The sequence below is a fragment of the Stenotrophomonas sp. genome, from assembly GCF_032103445.1.
In the GTDB taxonomy this organism is placed as follows: domain Bacteria; phylum Pseudomonadota; class Gammaproteobacteria; order Xanthomonadales; family Xanthomonadaceae; genus Stenotrophomonas.
Map to the genome: position 1 here is coordinate 79,504 of NZ_DAMDFR010000010.1, position 17,045 is coordinate 96,548.

The 17,045-nt window shown below is 65.7% G+C and carries 9 protein-coding genes and 1 pseudogene; 9 read left to right on the forward strand and 1 reads right to left on the reverse strand.

Annotated elements, in window-relative coordinates; translation table 11 throughout:
• The first annotated feature begins 28 nt into the window (after positions 1–28).
• Together xylA and RT551_RS06100 are read left to right on the forward strand one after the other, a co-directional pair.
• The gene (gene xylA, locus RT551_RS06095; RefSeq protein WP_313456500.1) at positions 29–1,363 is read left to right on the forward strand and encodes a xylose isomerase; all 1,335 of its coding nucleotides are present in this window, start codon (positions 29–31) and stop codon (positions 1,361–1,363) included.
• A gap of 23 nt (positions 1,364–1,386) precedes the next feature.
• Entirely contained in the window at positions 1,387–3,945 is a 2,559-nt protein-coding gene (locus RT551_RS06100; RefSeq protein ID WP_313456503.1) for an exo 1,3/1,4-beta-D-glucan glucohydrolase, read from the forward strand.
• A gap of 14 nt (positions 3,946–3,959) precedes the next feature.
• Here RT551_RS06100 and RT551_RS06105 read toward each other — a convergent pair whose 3' ends face one another.
• Positions 3,960–5,018 (reverse strand): LacI family DNA-binding transcriptional regulator, encoded by a 1,059-nt coding sequence (locus tag RT551_RS06105; RefSeq protein WP_313456504.1) that lies wholly within the window; start codon positions 5,016–5,018, stop codon positions 3,960–3,962.
• Positions 5,019–5,119: 101 nt separating this feature from the next.
• Here RT551_RS06105 and RT551_RS06110 point away from each other — a divergent pair, with 101 nt between their 5' ends.
• The 7 genes and pseudogenes from RT551_RS06110 (at position 5,120) to RT551_RS06140 (ending at position 16,938) form a co-directional block, all read left to right on the forward strand.
• Positions 5,120–7,327 carry an alpha-glucuronidase family glycosyl hydrolase gene (locus tag RT551_RS06110; RefSeq protein WP_313456514.1) on the forward strand — a complete coding sequence of 736 codons (2,208 nt, stop codon included), beginning with the start codon at positions 5,120–5,122 and terminating at the stop codon, positions 7,325–7,327.
• On the forward strand, positions 7,324–9,306 hold the full coding sequence (locus RT551_RS06115) for a sialate O-acetylesterase (protein ID WP_313456506.1): 1,983 nt from the start codon (positions 7,324–7,326) through the stop codon (positions 9,304–9,306). The genes RT551_RS06110 and RT551_RS06115 overlap by 4 nt, the downstream gene beginning before the upstream one ends.
• A 41-nt stretch (positions 9,307–9,347) precedes the next feature.
• A complete protein-coding gene (locus tag RT551_RS06120; RefSeq protein WP_313456516.1) occupies positions 9,348–10,997 on the forward strand; it encodes a glycoside hydrolase family 43 protein in 1,650 nt (549 codons plus the stop codon).
• A 56-nt stretch (positions 10,998–11,053) separates the two neighbouring features.
• Positions 11,054–13,666, forward strand: a complete 2,613-nt coding sequence (locus tag RT551_RS06125) for a glycoside hydrolase family 3 C-terminal domain-containing protein (RefSeq protein WP_313456519.1) — start codon at positions 11,054–11,056, stop codon at positions 13,664–13,666.
• A pseudogene (locus RT551_RS06130) lies at positions 13,620–15,101 on the forward strand (MFS transporter); the annotation flags it as partial. The gene RT551_RS06125 and the pseudogene RT551_RS06130, both read left to right, overlap by 47 nt.
• The gene (locus tag RT551_RS06135) at positions 15,075–16,115 is read left to right on the forward strand and encodes a glycoside hydrolase family 43 protein (protein ID WP_313456520.1); all 1,041 of its coding nucleotides are present in this window, start codon (positions 15,075–15,077) and stop codon (positions 16,113–16,115) included. The pseudogene RT551_RS06130 and the gene RT551_RS06135, both read left to right, overlap by 27 nt.
• Entirely contained in the window at positions 16,105–16,938 is an 834-nt protein-coding gene (locus RT551_RS06140; RefSeq protein WP_313456509.1) for an aldose epimerase, read from the forward strand. The genes RT551_RS06135 and RT551_RS06140 overlap by 11 nt, the downstream gene beginning before the upstream one ends.
• Positions 16,939–17,045 lie beyond the last annotated feature (107 nt).

Here is a 17,045-nt window from a genome sequence, read left to right on the forward strand (position 1 = left end):
ACCTCGCATAACCAAAGGAACATGCACCATGAGCACGCAGCCCTACATCGGCGCCAAGGAGTACTTCCCCGGCATTGGCCGCATCCCGTTCGAAGGTCGCGGCTCGGACAATCCGCTGGCGTTCAAGGTCTACGACGCCAACAAGGTCATCGGCGGCAAGACCATGCAGGAGCACCTGCGTTTCGCCGTGTGCTACTGGCACACCTTCTGCAACGCCGGACATGATCCGTTCGGCCCGGGCACCCGCCATTTCCCGTGGGAGTCCAGCTCGCCGATGGCGAGTGCTGAAGCCAAGGTGGATGCCGCATTCGAGTTCTTCACCAAACTCGGCGTGCCGTACTGGTGCTTCCACGACATCGACCTTGCCCCGGACGCCGACGACCCGGCCCAGTACGAGAAGAACCTGAAGCACATGGTCGGGCTGGCCAAGGCCCGCCAGGACGCCACCGGCATGAAGCTGCTGTGGGGCACGGCCAACCTGTTCTCGCACCCGCGCTATATGAACGGTGCCTCCACCAATCCGGACTTCGCCGTGGTCGCACGCGCCGCGGTGCAGGTCAAAGCCGCACTGGAAGCCACCGTCGAGCTGGGTGGCGAGCACTATGTGTTCTGGGGCGGCCGCGAAGGCTACGCCTCGCTGGTGAACACCCAGATGAAGCGCGAGGTCGACCACTTCGCCCGCTTCCTCACCATGGCCCGCGACTACGGCCGCAGCATCGGCTTGAAGGGCAACTTCCTGATCGAGCCCAAGCCGATGGAGCCGATGAAGCACCAGTATGACTTCGACAGTGCCACCGTGGCCGGCTTCCTGAAGGAGCACGGGCTGGAGAAGGACTTCAAGCTCAATATCGAGGCCAACCACGCGACGTTGTCCGGGCACACCTTCGAGCACGATCTGCAGGTGGCGTCTGACCACGGTCTGCTCGGCAGCATCGACGCCAATCGCGGCAACGCCCAGAACGGCTGGGATACCGACCAGTTCCCGACCGACCTGTACGACACGGTGGGTGCCATGCTGGTGGTGCTGCGCCAGGGCGGGCTGGAAGGCGGCTTGAACTTCGACGCCAAGGTCCGCCGCGAATCCACCGATCTGGACGATCTGTTCATTGCCCACATCGGCGGCATGGATGCGTTCGCACGCGGACTGGAAGTGGCGCATGGGTTGTTGAACGATTCGCCGTGGGAGCAGTGGCGGAAAGAGCGTTACGCCAGCTTCGACAGCGGAGCCGGCCAGCAGTTCGAACGCGGCGCGCTCAGTCTTGTCGATCTGGCGGCGCTGGGGGCGAAGGGCGGCGAGCCGAAGCAGGTCAGCGGCAAGCAGGAACGTTATGAGAACCTGATCAACCAGTACCTGTTGCGCTGAACGCGCCCACAAGGATGACCACCATGACCTACCACGACTCGACGCGCCGTAGCGGCGTTCTGATTGTCGCCCTGCTGCTGGCGCTGGCCGCCTGCAAGGGCGAAGACAAGGCCGCCGTGCCCGCAGCGACCCAGGCCGATGCCAACCCCTGGCCGCAGGTGACCTGGCCGCTGGCCGAAGATGCCGCGATGGAAAAGCGCATCACCGACCTGATGGCCACCATGACCGTCGAGGAGAAGGTGGGTCAGCTGGTGCAGGGCGATATCGCCAGCATTACCCCGGACGACCTGCGCAAGTACCGCCTGGGCTCGATCCTGGCCGGCGGCAACTCCGACCCGGGCGGCCGTTACGATGCGTCGCCGGCCGAGTGGCTGGCGCTGGCCGATGCCTTCTATGAAGCATCCATGGATACCTCACAGGGCGGCAAGGCCATTCCGGTGCTGTTCGGTATCGATGCCGTGCACGGGCAGAGCAACATCGTCGGGGCCACCTTGTTCCCGCACAACATCGGCCTGGGCGCAACGCGCAATCCGGATCTGCTGCACCGGATCGGCGAGATCACCGCACTGGAAACCCGTGCCACTGGCATGGAGTGGACCTTCGCCCCGACCGTGGCGGTACCGCAGGACGACCGCTGGGGTCGCACCTATGAGGGCTATTCCGAATCCCCGGACATCGTGGCCAGCTACTCCGGCAGGATGGTTGAAGGCCTGCAGGGCAAGGTGGGCTCTCCCGAGTTCCTGGATGGCCGGCATGTGATCGCCTCGGTCAAACATTTCCTCGGTGACGGCGGCACCACCGATGGCAAGGACCAGGGCGACACGAAGATCAGCGAAGCGGAACTGGTGCGCATCCATAACGCCGGCTATCCGCCGGCGATCGCCGCCGGTGCGCAGACCGCGATGGCGTCGTTCAACAGCGTCAACGGCGAAAAGATGCACGGGCACAAGCCGTACCTCACCGACGCGCTGAAAGGCCGGATGAACTTCGGCGGCTTTGTGGTCGGCGACTGGAACGGCCATGGCCAGGTGAAAGGCTGCACCACCACCGACTGCCCGGCCACGATCAACGCCGGCCTGGACATGGCGATGGCCTCGGACAGCTGGAAGGGCTTCTACGACACCACGCTGGCGGCTGTGAAAGACGGCACCATCAGCCAGGAACGGCTGGACGAAGCGGTACGGCGGATTCTGCGGGTGAAGATGCGCCTGGGCCTGTTTGAAGCGGGCAAGCCGTCAACACGTGCGGTGGGCGGCCAGTTCGCGCTGATCGGTGCACCCGAACATCGCGAGGTGGCCCGGCAGGCAGTGCGCGAGTCGCTGGTACTGCTGAAGAACCAGGGTGGCGTGCTGCCACTGGCACCGAAGCAGCGCATCCTGGTGGCCGGTGATGGGGCCAATGATGTGGGCAAACAGGCAGGCGGCTGGACGCTGAACTGGCAGGGCACTGGCACCACCCGCAAGGACTTCCCGAACGCCGACACCATCTACGAAGGGATCGCGAAGCAGGCCAAGGCAGCAGGCGGTGAGGCTGTGCTGGCGGTGGACGGCAAGTACACCACCAAGCCGGATGTGGCGGTGGTGGTGTTCGGCGAGAACCCGTATGCCGAGTTCCAGGGTGACCTGCCCACACTGGCCTACAAGCCGGGCGATGATGCAGACCTGGAACTGCTCAAGCGCCTGAAGGCGGATGGCATTCCGGTGGTGGCGGTGTTCCTGAGTGGCCGCCCGCTGTGGGTGAACCGTGAGATCAATGCGTCCGATGCGTTCGTGGCCGCCTGGCTGCCGGGTTCGGAAGGTGCAGGCATTGCCGATGTACTGCTGCGCAAGCCGGATGGCAGCGTGCAGCACGACTTCAAGGGCAAGCTCAGCTTCAGCTGGCCACGCACCGCCACGCAATACGCCAACAATGTCGGGCAGAAGGACTACAACCCGCAGTTTGCCTTCGGCTACGGCCTGACCTACGCCGACAAGGGCGACCTCGCGGCACTGCCGGAGGAATCCGGCGTGACCGGCAATGAAGGTGCGGCGGGCGTGTACTTCGCGCGCGGCGACGCCGGTTCCGGAATCGCGCTTCGATTGGAAAACCCGACGGGGCAGGGCGTGACCGTCACCAAAGTGCCGGAATCCCTCGACGGCGATCTGTTGAAGGTCACGGGCGTGGACCACCTGCAGCAGGAAGACGGGCGCCGCCTTGCCTGGTCGGGCAAGGGCGAGGCCACCGTTGCGCTGCAATCGCATACCCCACTGGATGTGCAGCGCGAAAGCAACGGTGACCTGATGCTGCTGACCACGCTGCGTGTTGATGCCGCGCCGAAGGGCAAGGCGTGGCTGGCGGTCGGCTGCGGCACCGGTTGTTCGGCCCGTGTTGACGTGGGGCCGACCCTGGCGGCACTGCCGGTGGGTGAATGGAAGCGGGTGGGCGTTCCGTTGAAATGCCTGACCGCCGCAGGTGCGGATGTCAGCAAGCTGGACCGGCCCTGGTCGCTGGGGACTACCGGGGCGATGACGGTGTCCGTCTCGCGCGTGGCCCTGGGGGCGTTGAACGAAGCCGAAGTCACGGTTGCATGCCCGGGCAAGTGACCATCCCTGCGGCGCTATCGACGCTTCGGCGGCCTCGCCACCGAATCCCGCACCACCAGACGGTGCGGGACCAGGTGGTCGGTCAGTTCGAGGGGCGCTTCGCCCTTGCGCCGTATGCTGCGCAGCAGGAGTTCCAGCGCGGCATCGGCCATCGCACCGATCGGCTGCTGCACGGTGGTCAGCTCCGGCCACACCGTGGTGGCGGCCGAGCTGTCATCGAAGCCCACCACGGACAGGTCGCGTGGCACATCCAGACCGCGCCGGTGCGCGACCGAAATGACGGCCGCACCCATGTCGTCGTTGCTGGCGAACACCGCGGTGGGCGGGTGCGGGTGGGACAGCAGCTTCTCGGCCGCGTCAAGGCCGGAACGGTAGGTGTAGTCGCCGTGCTGGACCAGCCCGGATTCAACCTCCAGCCCGGCCTCGTGCAACGCGGTCACAAACCCTTCGTAACGGCGTGCGCTCGCGCTGAGATCGTGGCGCCCGCAGATGAAGCCAATGCGGGTGTGGCCGTGCTGGAGGAGGTGTTCGGCCATTTCCTTGCCGGCGTGGAAATCGTCGATGCGAACGCAGGAGATACCGTCACCCAGCCGACCCGAGGCAATCGCAATGACCGGAATGCCAGCCTTGACCAGTTCGCTCACCGCCGCCGGCGATTCGCACAACGGCGGCGGCAGTATCACGCCATCCACGCGACCGGACAATGCACGGGCGGCCTTGCGCTCCGCCGCCGGTTCCAGCGTGTCCCAGTAGTCGATCACCAGCTGGATGGCGGCATTGGATGCCACCCGCAGCAGGCCGACCAGCAGCTCGCGCAGGTAGGCACCGCTGGGATTGGTGTAGATCAATGCAACCCGGGTGTGTTGCGCGGCGGCCAGGCTGCTGGCGGCCAGATTCGGTGTGTAGCCCAGCTCCCGCACCGCAGCCATCACACGCTCGCGCGTGGTGTCGCGCACCTTCCCTTGGTTGATCACCCGCGACACCGTCATCGGCGATACGCCGGCCCGGGCTGCCACCTCGTCGATCGTCACGCCGCTGGTCTTGCGGCGGACCGATTTCTTCGGCTTGTCCAATACGCTTTCCCTTCGATCTTCGTGACGCTGCCGCGCTGCAACGAGGGCGGATGATGGCGCACCCTGCGCACGTCCCCAGCTTACCGCGTTTATCCGCAACGCTGCCGACAGGCCGCCTTGTCGCGCGGTGTCATTGGATTTCACTGTTGTTCGCTGCGTTGCTGGCGTTCGCGGGCAACGTGCGCGCGGAGGATGGCTACGCGCTGTGGATGCGCTACGTTCCACTGACACCCGCACTGGCTGCAGAACGCAGCGAACAGCTGCGGGAGATTGTCGCGCCCAATGGCACGCCTACGCAGCGCGCCGCGCGTGAGGAGCTGGTGCGCGGTCTTGCCGGCTTGCTCGGGCATGCCCCCCCGTTGCGGACTACGGTTGCCGCCGACGGGGCCCTTGTTCTGGGTACGCCACAGTCGTCACCGTTGATCGCGCCGCTGGGTGGAGAGCTGGCTGCGCTGGGTAACGAAGGCTACCTGATCAGGCGTGCGCAGCAGAACGGTCGTGACGTGATTCTGGTGGCTGCGCGACAGGACATCGGCGTGCTGTACGGCGTGTTTCATCTGCTGCGTCTGCTGCAGACCGGCGCGCCGCTGAAACACCTGGATGTGCGCGAATCACCGCGGGTAGCGCTGCGGGTGCTGGACCACTGGGACAACCTGGATGGCCACGTCGAACGCGGCTACGCAGGACGTTCACTGTGGGATTGGCAGAGCCTGCCGGAGTGGCGCGACCCGCGTTACACCGACTATGCACGTGCCAACGCCTCGACAGGCATCAACGGGGCGGTGCTGAACAACGTGAATGCCAGCGCCTGGAGTCTGGCTCCGGAGTATCTGATAAAGGCGGCGGCGCTCGCCGATGTGCTGCGGCCGTATGGGATTCGCGTGTATCTCAGTGCGCGCTTCAGCGCGCCGATGGAACTGGGCGGACTCACGACTGCCGATCCGCTGGATCGCGACGTGCAGCGTTGGTGGCGGCACAAGGTGGACGAGATCTATGCGCGGATACCGGACTTTGGTGGCTTCCTGGTCAAGGCGAACTCGGAAGGGCAACCCGGTCCGCAGGACTACGGTCGCTCGCATGCCGACGGTGCCAACCTGCTGGCGGACGCACTGGCGCCCCACGGCGGCGTGGTGATGTGGCGGGCCTTTGTCTACGCACCCGATGTTCCGGCGGACCGCACCACCCAGGCGTATACCGAGTTCAAAGCCCTGGACGGGGACTTCCGCCGCAACGTGATCGTGCAGGTAAAGAACGGCCCACTGGATTTCCAGCCGCGTGAGCCGTTCCATCCGTTGTTCGGGGCGATGCCGCGCACGCCGCTGATGCTCGAGTTGCAGATCACCAAGGAGTATCTCGGCTTCGCCACGCACCTGGTGTACCTGGGGCCGTTGTACGAGGAAGTGCTGCAGTCGGACACTCACGCGCGTGGCGACGGCTCCACCGTGGCGCGGGTGATTGATGGCACGCTGGAGCATCATGCGCTGACCGGCATGGCCGGCGTCGCCAATATCGGCAACGACAGAACCTGGACCGGCTCACATTTCGACCAGGCAAACTGGTATGCGTTCGGTCGGCTGGCGTGGAATCCGCATCAATCCGTACGCGATATCGCGGCGGAGTGGGCGGCCATGACGTTCTCGTCGGATCCGGCCGTGGTGCAGCCCATCGTCGACATGATGATGGGCTCGCGCGAGGCGGCGGTGAACTACATGACTCCGCTGGGTCTGCATCACCTGATGGCGCGGGGGCATCATTACGGCCCCGGCCCCTGGGTGGACGGCGGCCCACGCGCAGACTGGACGTCCGTGTACTACCACCGCGCAGATCGCAACGGCATCGGCTTCGACCGCACCGCGCGCGGCAGCAACGCGGTGTCCCAATACGCACCTGCAGTGGCACAGCAATTCGGCAGCCTCCAAGAGGTTCCCGAGTCGCTGCTGCTGTGGTTCCACCACGTCCCCTGGGACCACCGCATGGCCTCCGGCCGCCCGCTCTGGGATGAACTGATTGCCCGCTACTCGCGAGGCGTTAGCCAAGTCGAGGCCATGCAGAAAACCTGGGCCACCCTCAACCCCGTAGAGCCGGGCCTTGCCCGGCTGCCCTTCGCGATAGACCCCGAACGCCACGCGAACATCGCCGCCTACCTGAACATCCAACGCCGCGAGGCCCAATGGTGGCGCGACGCCAGCGTGTCCTACTTCCAATCCATCACCGGCAGACCGCTACCAACAGGCGAGGCCACACCCCCACACCCCCTGTCGTACTACGAATCTCTCCAGTTCCCCTCCGCCCCAGGAGACGGACGATGACCCGCCACGCCGCCTGGTTCGCACGAACCCTCTTCGCCATCGCGACCTGCTGTGCATCACCCGCCATCGCACAGGAATCCGTGACTCCGCTGCTGCATCCACTGTTCCAGGATCACGCCGTCCTGCAGCGCGACCAGCCGATCACGATATGGGGCCACGCAGCACCAGGAACGCCTGTAACGGTGACATTCGCCACGCAGCGCGCCACCGCGCACCCGGACGCCATCGGCCGTTGGCGCGCAACCCTGCGCCCGCTGGCTGCAGGTGGCCCCTATCAGATGACCGTGCGGGCAGGCCAGCGCAGCCAGTCCTTTCAGGACCTGCAGATCGGCGATGTGTGGCTGTGTTCCGGGCAATCGAACATGGAACTGCCGGTGTGGCGCGCGCTCAACGCAGACGGTGAGATTGCCGCTGCCACACATCCGGATATCCGTCTGTTCACGGTGCCAAAGCACGCGGCGACCTCACCGCAGCAGAACTTCCACGACACAGTCGCCTGGGCACCGGTGACGCCAGAGACCGTGCGTGATTTCTCCGCTGCCTGCTATTACTTCGCGCGCGAGCTGCAGAAGACGGTCAACGTACCGATGGGCCTGATCCAGGCGGCCTGGGGCGGCTCACGGATTGAAGCATGGTCCAGTGCCGACGCGCTGCGTGCGCAGGGCGGCATGGACGCGGCGCTGGATCTGCTGGCCCTGTCGGCACGGGACGACGCCGCCGCGAATGCGGCATGGGGCCGGCATTGGGCGCACTGGTGGACCTCACGGCCTGGGGCCACGCCGGGTGACGCCCCGTGGCAGGCGGGCGCAGGTGGTGAGTGGCGGAAAGCACCGGCCACGCTGGGCGCATGGGAGCGCTGGGGCGTGCCCGCGCTGGCGGACTACAACGGCATGGTCTGGTACCGCACGCAGGTCACGCTGACCGGCGCACAGGCGGCGCAGGCGGCCAAGCTAGAGCTCGGTCCGGTTGATGAAACCGACATGACGTGGGTAAACGGGGTGGGCGTGGGCAGCCAGTACGCGCCGGGTGAACCACGTTCATATCCACTGCCGCCCGGCCTGTTGAAAGCAGGCACCAATCACATTGTGATCAACGTGCTGGACACCTGGGCCGACGGTGGGCTGGCCGGCCCGGTGTCGGCGCACGCAGTGCGTTTCGACGATGACACGCGCGTCCAGCTGGATGCGGGCTGGCAGTATCTTGCCTCCCCGGGACAGGACACACCGCCGCTGGCTCCCTGGCATGCCGCCACCGGCCTGTCGACGCTGTACAACGGCATGATCGCACCGCTGGGGAATCCCGCCCTGCGCGGCATGCTGTGGTACCAGGGCGAATCCAACACCGCCGATGGCCTGGCTTACGCAACACGACTACGCACCCTGCGTGATGACTGGCGCAGACAGTTCGGTGCGCACACGCCGCTGCTGATCGTGCAGTTGGCCGGCTATGGCCAGCCGCCCGTGGCTCCCGTGGAAAGCGGTTGGGCCGAGGTGCGCGAAGCACAGCGTCGCGTGGCCGCAGAAGACCCGCAGAGCGGGCTTGCCGTCGCCATCGACATCGGCGACGCCTATGACATTCACCCACCGAACAAACAGGAGCTTGGCCGGCGCCTGGCACGGCTGGCCCGCCACGTCGTCCTGGGCGAATCGGGTGTGCCTCCGTCTGGGCCCACCGCCCGCAGCGCGACACGCACTCCGACGGACGTGAGGGTGCACTTTGACGATGTCACTGGCGCACTGGTCACCACCGGCGCGCGGCGACCCATCGGCTTCGAACTCTGCGCCGCCGATGGAGCGCCGTGCACCTATGCCGACGCGGATATCGACGGGCACGACGTTGTTCTGCGTAGCCCTGCCGCGCAGACGGCGACGCGCGTGCGCTACTGCTGGGCGGACGGCCCGGTCTGCACGCTGCGCGACCGCAGCGGTGCCCCGGCCGGCCCATTCGAGCGGGTCATCGAAGAGGGCGCAACACGATGATGAAACTACGCATCGTGGTGCTCGTTCTGATTCTGGCCGCCATGGGTCTCGCGCGCGTGCCGCAACCGGTGCCGCCGGTCTATTTCGACTGGTTTGAATACGCTGGGCACGATGTGGCCTTCGACGTCCCACTGCCGGCCGGGCATTACCGCAACCCGGTGCTCGCGGGCTTTCACGCCGACCCCAGCGTTGTTGCCGCCAACGGCCGCTTCTATCTGGTCAACTCCAGCTTCGCGTACTTCCCCGGCATTCCGGTGTTTGAAAGCACCGACCTGGTGCACTGGAAGCAGATCGGCAACGTCATTGATCGCCCGGGCATGGTGAATTTTGACGGCCTGGGCGTGTCCCGTGGCATCTTCGCGCCGGCCATTTCGTATCACGATGGCCTGTTCTACGTGGTCACCACGGCCGTCGACAGCGGCGGAAATTTTATTGTCACCGCGCGCGACCCGGCGGGACCGTGGTCGGAGCCGCATTGGCTGCCCGGCATCGGCGGCATCGACCCGTCGCTGTACTTCGATGAGGACGGGCGCGCCTTCCTGGTGAACAATGACGCGCCAGATGGCACGCCGCGTTACGAGGGGCATCGGGCCATCTGGATGCAGCAGATCGACCGGGCCACGCTGCAGCCGGTGGGGCCGCGCAAGGTGCTGGTGGACGGTGGCGTGGACCCGACCACAAAGCCGATCTGGATCGAAGGCCCGCATCTCTACAAACGCGAGGGCTGGTATTACCTGTCGGCCGCAGAGGGCGGCACCGGTCCGCAGCATTCGCAGGTGGTGCTGCGCAGTCGCAACATCTGGGGCCCTTATGTGCCGTTTGCGGGCAATCCGATTCTTACCCAGCGCGACCTCCCGCCAGACAGGCCGCTGCCCATCACCAACGCCGGCCATGCCGATCTGGTGGAAGGCCCTGATGGTTCCTGGTGGGCGGTGTTTCTGGCCAGCCGCAATTACCAGCAACGCCACTACAACACCGGCCGCGAGACCTACCTGCTGCCGGTGCAGTGGCAGGACGGTTGGCCGGTCATCCTGCCTGCCGGGCAGACCATTCAGTATGTGGTGAAGGGACCTTCCTGGCTGCAGGGCGGCCTGTCACAGACACCGGGCACCGGCAACTTCGTGGAGCGCGATGACTTCAACGGGCCGAAGCCGGGCGATGGGTGGCTTCAGGTACGGGTTCCCTCGCGGGCGTGGGCGGACCTGGGTAGTCGCCCTGGCAGCCTCGCCGTGCATCCGCAACGCGACGATCTCAACTCGCGGCGCAATCCGTCGTTCCTCGGACGCCGTCAGCAGCACCTGCGCTTCGAAGCCAGCACCGACATGACGCTTCCTTCAGAGGGCGTCGCCGCCGGACTGGCGGCGTACCAGAGCGAGGACTACTGGTACTTCTTTGGCGTTCGTCCGTTGGACGGGAATCGCATGGCCGTGTTCGCTGAAGTTCGGGACGGCGGTGGCGTCACGAAGACGCTGGCCAGCCGCGAACTGAAGGCATCGACGTCTCTGCGCCTGAAGATCAGCGGCGACGAAGGCCGCTACGCCTTTGCGTTCGACAGCGACGACGGACGCGGTTGGCAGACGCTGAAGGGCGACATCGACGGCACCGTATTGAGTACCGATCGTGCAGGGGGCTTTGTCGGCACCCTGCTGGGACCATTCGCGCGCGACGAGCGCGCATCGAGGAGCAGATGATGATGCGGAACCCTTGTTCGCTGTATCGCACGCTGGCCCTGAGCGCCGCCATTGCGATGACTACCGCTGTTCATGCGGCGCAACCGCAACCGTGGCTGGATGCGTCCGCCTCGTTTGAAACCCGCGCTGCAGCGTTGGTGTCACAGATGACGCTGGAGGAAAAGGCGGCGCAGATGCAGAACGCCGCCCCCGCCATTGAGCGGCTCGGCGTTCCGGCGTACGACTGGTGGAACGAGGGTCTGCACGGCGTGGCCCGGGCAGGGCAGGCGACGGTGTTCCCGCAGGCCATCGGCCTGGCCGCCACCTTCGACGTGCCCTTGATGCAGCAGGTGGCCACCACCATCAGCGACGAAGCACGCGCCAAGCATCATCAGTTCCTCCGCGAAAACCAGCACGGGCGCTACCAGGGGCTGACGTTCTGGTCGCCGAACATCAACATCTTCCGTGACCCGCGCTGGGGCCGCGGCCAGGAAACGTATGGCGAAGACCCGTACCTGACCGCGCGCATGGGCGTGGCCTTTGTGCACGGCCTGCAGGGCGACGATCCGGTGTACCGCAAGCTGGACGCCACCGCCAAGCATTTCGCGGTGCACAGCGGCCCCGAGGCCGACCGCCACCATTTCGATGCCCGCCCCAGCAAACGCGATCTGTACGACACCTACTTCCCCGCGTTCGAGGCGTTGGTGAAGGAGGGCGACGTGGATGCGGTGATGGGGGCCTACAACCGGGTGTATGGAGAGTCCGCCAGCGCCAGCCAGTTCCTGCTGCGCGACGTGCTGCGCCGTGACTGGGGATTCAAGGGCTATGTGGTGTCCGACTGCTGGGCCATCGTGGATATCTGGAAGCATCACAAAATCGAGCCGACCCGCGAGGCGGCGGCCGCCCTGGCGGTAAAGAACGGTACCGAACTGGAATGTGGACAGGAGTACGCCACGCTGCCGGCGGCCGTGCGTCAGGGTCTGATCAGCGAAGCGGAGATCGACGACGCGGTGACCCGCCTGTTCGCCGCGCGCATGCGGCTGGGCATGTTCGACCCGCCGGAGCGCGTGCGCTGGGCGCGGATTCCGGCGTCGGTGAACCAGGCACCCGCGCACGACGCGCTGGCATTGAAGGCCGCGCAGGAATCGCTGGTCCTGCTGAAGAACGATGGCGTGCTGCCGCTTGCGCCCACCGTCAAGCGCATTGCCGTGGTGGGCCCGACCGCCGACGACACCATGGCGTTGCTGGGCAACTACTTTGGCACCCCGGCCGCACCGGTCACCGTGCTGCAGGGCATCCGCGATGCCGCCAAAGGCGTTGAGGTGCGTTACGCGCGCGGCGTGGACCTGGTGGAAGGACGCGACGATCCCAGCGCCACGCCACTGATTGAGGCCGCCTACCTGCGGCCAAGCGCCAATTCGCCGGAGCGTGGTCTGCGCGGCGAGTACTTCCGCACGGCCGATCTCTCCGGCACGCCGGCACTGGTGCGCACGGACGCCCAGATCGGGTTCCGCTGGGACCGCGGCTCGCCTACCGACAACCTGATGGCACGGGGAGAAGCAGGACCAGGACAGGGGGTGCCGAACGATCACTTCAGCATCCGCTGGAGCGGCCAGCTGCTGCCGCCGGTGTCAGGACGCTATCGCATCGAGGCCGCTGCTGACGACGGCTACCGGCTGTACGTGGATGGAAAGCAGGTGCTGGACCACTGGAGCCCCAGCGACCGCATGCGCGGCGACGGCGTGGAGCTGGAGCTGCAGTCCGGGCGCGCCTACGACCTGCGCCTGGAGTACTTCGATGCCGAGCGCGACGCCGGCGTTCGACTGGGCTGGCGGATGCCGGGGGCCAAGCCGCCGTTCGAAGAGGCGCTGGATGCCGCGCGCAGCTCGGACGTGGTGGTGTTCGTCGGTGGCCTCACCGGTGATGTCGAGGGTGAAGAGATGAAGGTCAACTACCCCGGCTTTGCCGGCGGTGACCGCACCGACCTGCGCCTGCCCGCCACCCAGCGTACGTTGTTGGAGGCACTGCAGGCCACCGGCAAGCCGGTGGTGATGGTGCTCACCGGCGGCTCGGCGCTGGCAGTGGAGCCGGCGAAACTGTCGGCCATCCTGATGAGCTGGTACCCGGGCCAACGCGGCGGCACGGCAGTCGGCCAAGCCTTGTTTGGCGAGGTCAATCCCGGCGGTCGGCTGCCGGTGACGTTCTATACGGCAGACCAGAAGATGCCGGCGTTCGACGATTACACGATGGAGGGGCGTACCTATCGCTACTTCCGCGGTACGCCGTTGTATCCGTTCGGGCATGGGCTGTCCTACACCCGCTTCGGCTACGACAAGCTGCATCTCGATGCGCCCCGCATCAGCGCTGATGGTCGCTTGAAGGTGGAGGTTGACGTTACCAATGCCGGCAAGCGGGCGGGGGACGAAGTGGTGCAGTTGTATGTGCGTCGGGAGCAGGCAGCTGCCGGCGATGCGCAGCAGAATCTGCGCGGCTTCCAGCGCGTGCATCTGGCCCCGGGTGAGAAGCGGACGGTGGCGTTCGACCTGGACGCTCAACAGGCCCTGCGGCAGTACGACGAAGCCGCAGGCCAATACACCGTGCCTGCCGGAAGCTACGAGGTCAGGGTAGGCAGCTCCAGCGCCGATGCCCGCGTGCAGGCCCGGTTCGAGGTGGAGGCAGCGCGTGACTGAACATGTGCTCTCGATCCGCGAGAAGCTCGGCTACAGCCTGGGGGATCTGGCCGCGAACCTGATCTTCCAGACCCTGGTCACCTACCTGGCGTTCTTCTACACCGATGTGTTCCGGCTTCCACCCGCCACGGCGGCGACGGTCATCTTCGTGATCGGCCTGCTGGGCGCATTCGTGTTCACGCCGCTGATCGGCATTGCCGCAGACCGCACGAACTCGCGCTGGGGCAAGTTCCGTCCGTGGATTCTATGGACGGCCATCCCGTTCGGCGTGCTGTCGTTGCTGGCATTCAGCACGCCGGATCTGAGTGAGCGTGGCAAGGTGGCCTATGCGCTGGCCACCTACGGCCTGCTGATGCTGGTGTACGCGGCCAACAATCTGCCGTACTCCGCGCTGAGCGGCGTGCTGACCGGCAGCATGGCCCAACGCAACAGCCTGTCGGCCTATCGTTTCGTAGCGGTGATGATCGCGCAGTTCATCATCCAGGTGCTGCTGCTGCCGTTGGTGCTGATTCTGGGCGACGGTGACCGTGTGCTGGGCTTCGAGCGGGTGATGACCGTGTTTGCGGTGGTGGGCACGGTGTTCTTCCTGATCACCTTCGCCACCACGCGCGAGCGCATCGTCCCGGCGAAGGAACAGTCCAGCGGGGTGCTGCAGGATCTGAAGGACCTGCTGCACAACCGCCCGTGGCAGGTGATGTTGGCGCTCACCATTCTGGTGTTCATGAACCTCGCCCTGAAGGGCGGCACCTACATCTATTACTTCCAGTACTACATGAGTGAGGCCGCGCTGGCCGGTTTCCTGCAACGCACCGGTTTCAATGGCTTCATTCACGGATTGAACGCGGCAATCAGCGGGGCAGGGCTGGCCGGCTTCACCTGGCCGGAAGATCCGGCCACCTCGGCCTTCAGCCTGTTCAACGCCTGCGGCATCATCTGCATGATTCTCGGCATTGGTGTTTCACGCCGGCTGGCGGATCGGTTCGGCAAGCGCGACGTGTTTGGTGGCGCGTTGCTGGCTTCCACCGTGTTTCTGCTTGTGTTCTACCTGTTCCCGCCCACGGCGGTTGCCGTGGCCTTTGTCTCTTTCATGCTGCATGGCTTCTGCTACGGCATCACCATTCCGCTGCTGTGGGCGATGATTGCGGACGTGGCCGACTATTCCGAGTGGAAGAACCACCGCCGCGCCACCGCCATCATCTTCTCCGCGATGCTGTGCGGACTGAAGGTCGGGCTGAGTGTCGGCGGTGCCCTGGTGGCCGGCATTCTCGCGCATTACGGCTATCAGGCCGGCGCGGCGCAGCAGCCGCAAGGCGTGATCGACGGCATCCGCCTGACCGTCAGCATCTACTGCTCCATCCCGTTCCTGGTGGCGGTGGCCCTGCTGTTCCTCTACGAGATCGATAAACGCATGGAAACCCGCATCGAACGCGACCTGCAGCAGCGCCGTGAGGGCAACGACCTCGATGCGCTGGCGGCGCACGCCATCTCGCAGCCGTTGGTGACCCATATCTACACTGCGGACCCTTCGGCCCACGTGTTTGATGGAATGCTGTACATCTACCCCTCGCACGATATCGATGCTGGTGCGCCGTTCGATGACGAGGGCGGTCACTTCGGCATGGAGGACTACCACGTGCTGCGCATGGATTCGCCTGCGGGAGAGACCGTCGACTGTGGCGTCGCCTTGCACGTGCGCGATGTGGCCTGGGCCGAGAAGCAGATGTGGGCACCGGATGCAGCGCATCGTGACGGGCGCTACTACCTGTATTTCCCTGCCAAGGATCCGCAGGGAATCTTCCGCATCGGCGTGGCGGTGGCCGACCGCCCGGAAGGGCCGTTCAAGGCGGAACCGACGCCGATGGAGGGCACATACTCAATCGACCCGGCGGTGTTCGAGGACGACGACGGCACGCATTACCTCTACTTTGGTGGCATCTGGGGCGGTCAGCTGCAGAAGTACCGGGACAATCGCTTCGATCCAGCTCACGAGGAGCCAATCGGCGACGCGCCGGCACTGGGCCCACGGGTGGGGCAATTGCAGACCGGCATGACCCAGCTGGCCGAACCCACGCGCGAAGTGATCATCCTGGACGAACACGGGCAGCCGCTGCGCGCCGACGACCACGCCCGGCGGTTCTTCGAAGGGCCATGGATGCACAAGGTAGGTGGCAGGTACTACCTGTCGTACTCCACCGGCAACACGCATCTGCTGTGCTACGCCGTGGGTGACAGTCCCTACGGGCCGTTCACCTACAAAGGCGTGATTCTGAAGCCCGTGGTCGGCTGGACCACGCACCATTCCATCTGCCAGTTCGAGGGACAGTGGTGGCTGTTCTATCACGACTCACTGCTGTCTGGCGGCGTGACCCACCTGCGCTCGGTCAAGTGCACGCCGCTGCAGATGGACGCAGATGGCACCATCAAGACGATTGACCCGTATGGAGCTTGAGCCATTGTTGCCGGTGGACGACGCGCGGGCCCCGATGCCGGCTGGCCCGCTGCACTGGTTGCGGTGCGGTGCATTGGAGGTCGCGTTGGCCCCGGAAGCCGGTGGGCGCATCGCCCAGCTGAAGTACCAAGGCGTGGAATGGCTGGTGGGTCCGGAGGACGGTTGGCCGGCCACCATCGCCTGGGGGTGCTATCCGATGGTGCCGTGGGCGGGACGGATCCGGCGCGGGCGTTTCAATTTTGATGGGAAGGCATGCAGTTTGCCGATCAATTTTGAGGAGCACGCGATCCACGGTGTTGGTTTCTCACGGCCGTGGCGAACCGAGCGATTGGAGCCAGACGCCGCTACGCTGTCCTTGGCGCTTCCGGAGAATGAGTACTGGCCGTTTGGTGGTGTCGCAACGCAGGTGATCGAGCTGACGCCTGATAGCGTGCGCTTGCAGTTGGAAGTTCAGGCAGGTGCCCACGCCATGCCCGTCGTGCTGGGCTGGCATCCGTGGTTTCGGAAGCCGGAACGACTGGAGTTTGCTCCGGATGCCATGTATCCGCGGGACGAGGAGGGCATTGCGGTGTGTCCACCCGGAGTACCCACGCCGGGTCCATGGGATGACTGTTTTGTCGCGCGTGGTGACGTAGTGCTTGAGCGGGGCGGACAGCGGCTTGCGCTGCGATCCGACGCCGACCACTGGGTGGTGTATGACGGGGCGGAGCATGCCACCTGCGTGGAGCCGCAGACCGGTCCGCCGGATGGGTTCAATTTGAAACCGAACAGGCTTGAGCCAGGCCAGCGCGTCTCCCTGACCCTCGACATGTCCTTCGCGTAGAGCCACGCCCTGCGTGGCTGCGACCCAGCCTGACACCAAGCAGCCACGCAGGTGAGGTGACCCCCAGAACTTGGACACCTGTCCAATTTTGGGATTTCCTCATGGTT

Coding starts and splice junctions, on each gene's coding strand:
- xylA (WP_313456500.1), top strand. CDS start 29: ATGAGCACGCAGCCCTACATCGGCGCCAAGGAGTACTTCCCCGGCATT.
- RT551_RS06100 (WP_313456503.1), top strand. CDS start 1,387: ATGACCTACCACGACTCGACGCGCCGTAGCGGCGTTCTGATTGTCGCC.
- RT551_RS06115 (WP_313456506.1), top strand. CDS start 7,324: ATGACCCGCCACGCCGCCTGGTTCGCACGAACCCTCTTCGCCATCGCG.
- RT551_RS06120 (WP_313456516.1), top strand. CDS start 9,348: ATGGGTCTCGCGCGCGTGCCGCAACCGGTGCCGCCGGTCTATTTCGAC.
- RT551_RS06125 (WP_313456519.1), top strand. CDS start 11,054: ATGACTACCGCTGTTCATGCGGCGCAACCGCAACCGTGGCTGGATGCG.
- RT551_RS06135 (WP_313456520.1), top strand. CDS start 15,075: ATGGAAACCCGCATCGAACGCGACCTGCAGCAGCGCCGTGAGGGCAAC.
- RT551_RS06140 (WP_313456509.1), top strand. CDS start 16,105: ATGGAGCTTGAGCCATTGTTGCCGGTGGACGACGCGCGGGCCCCGATG.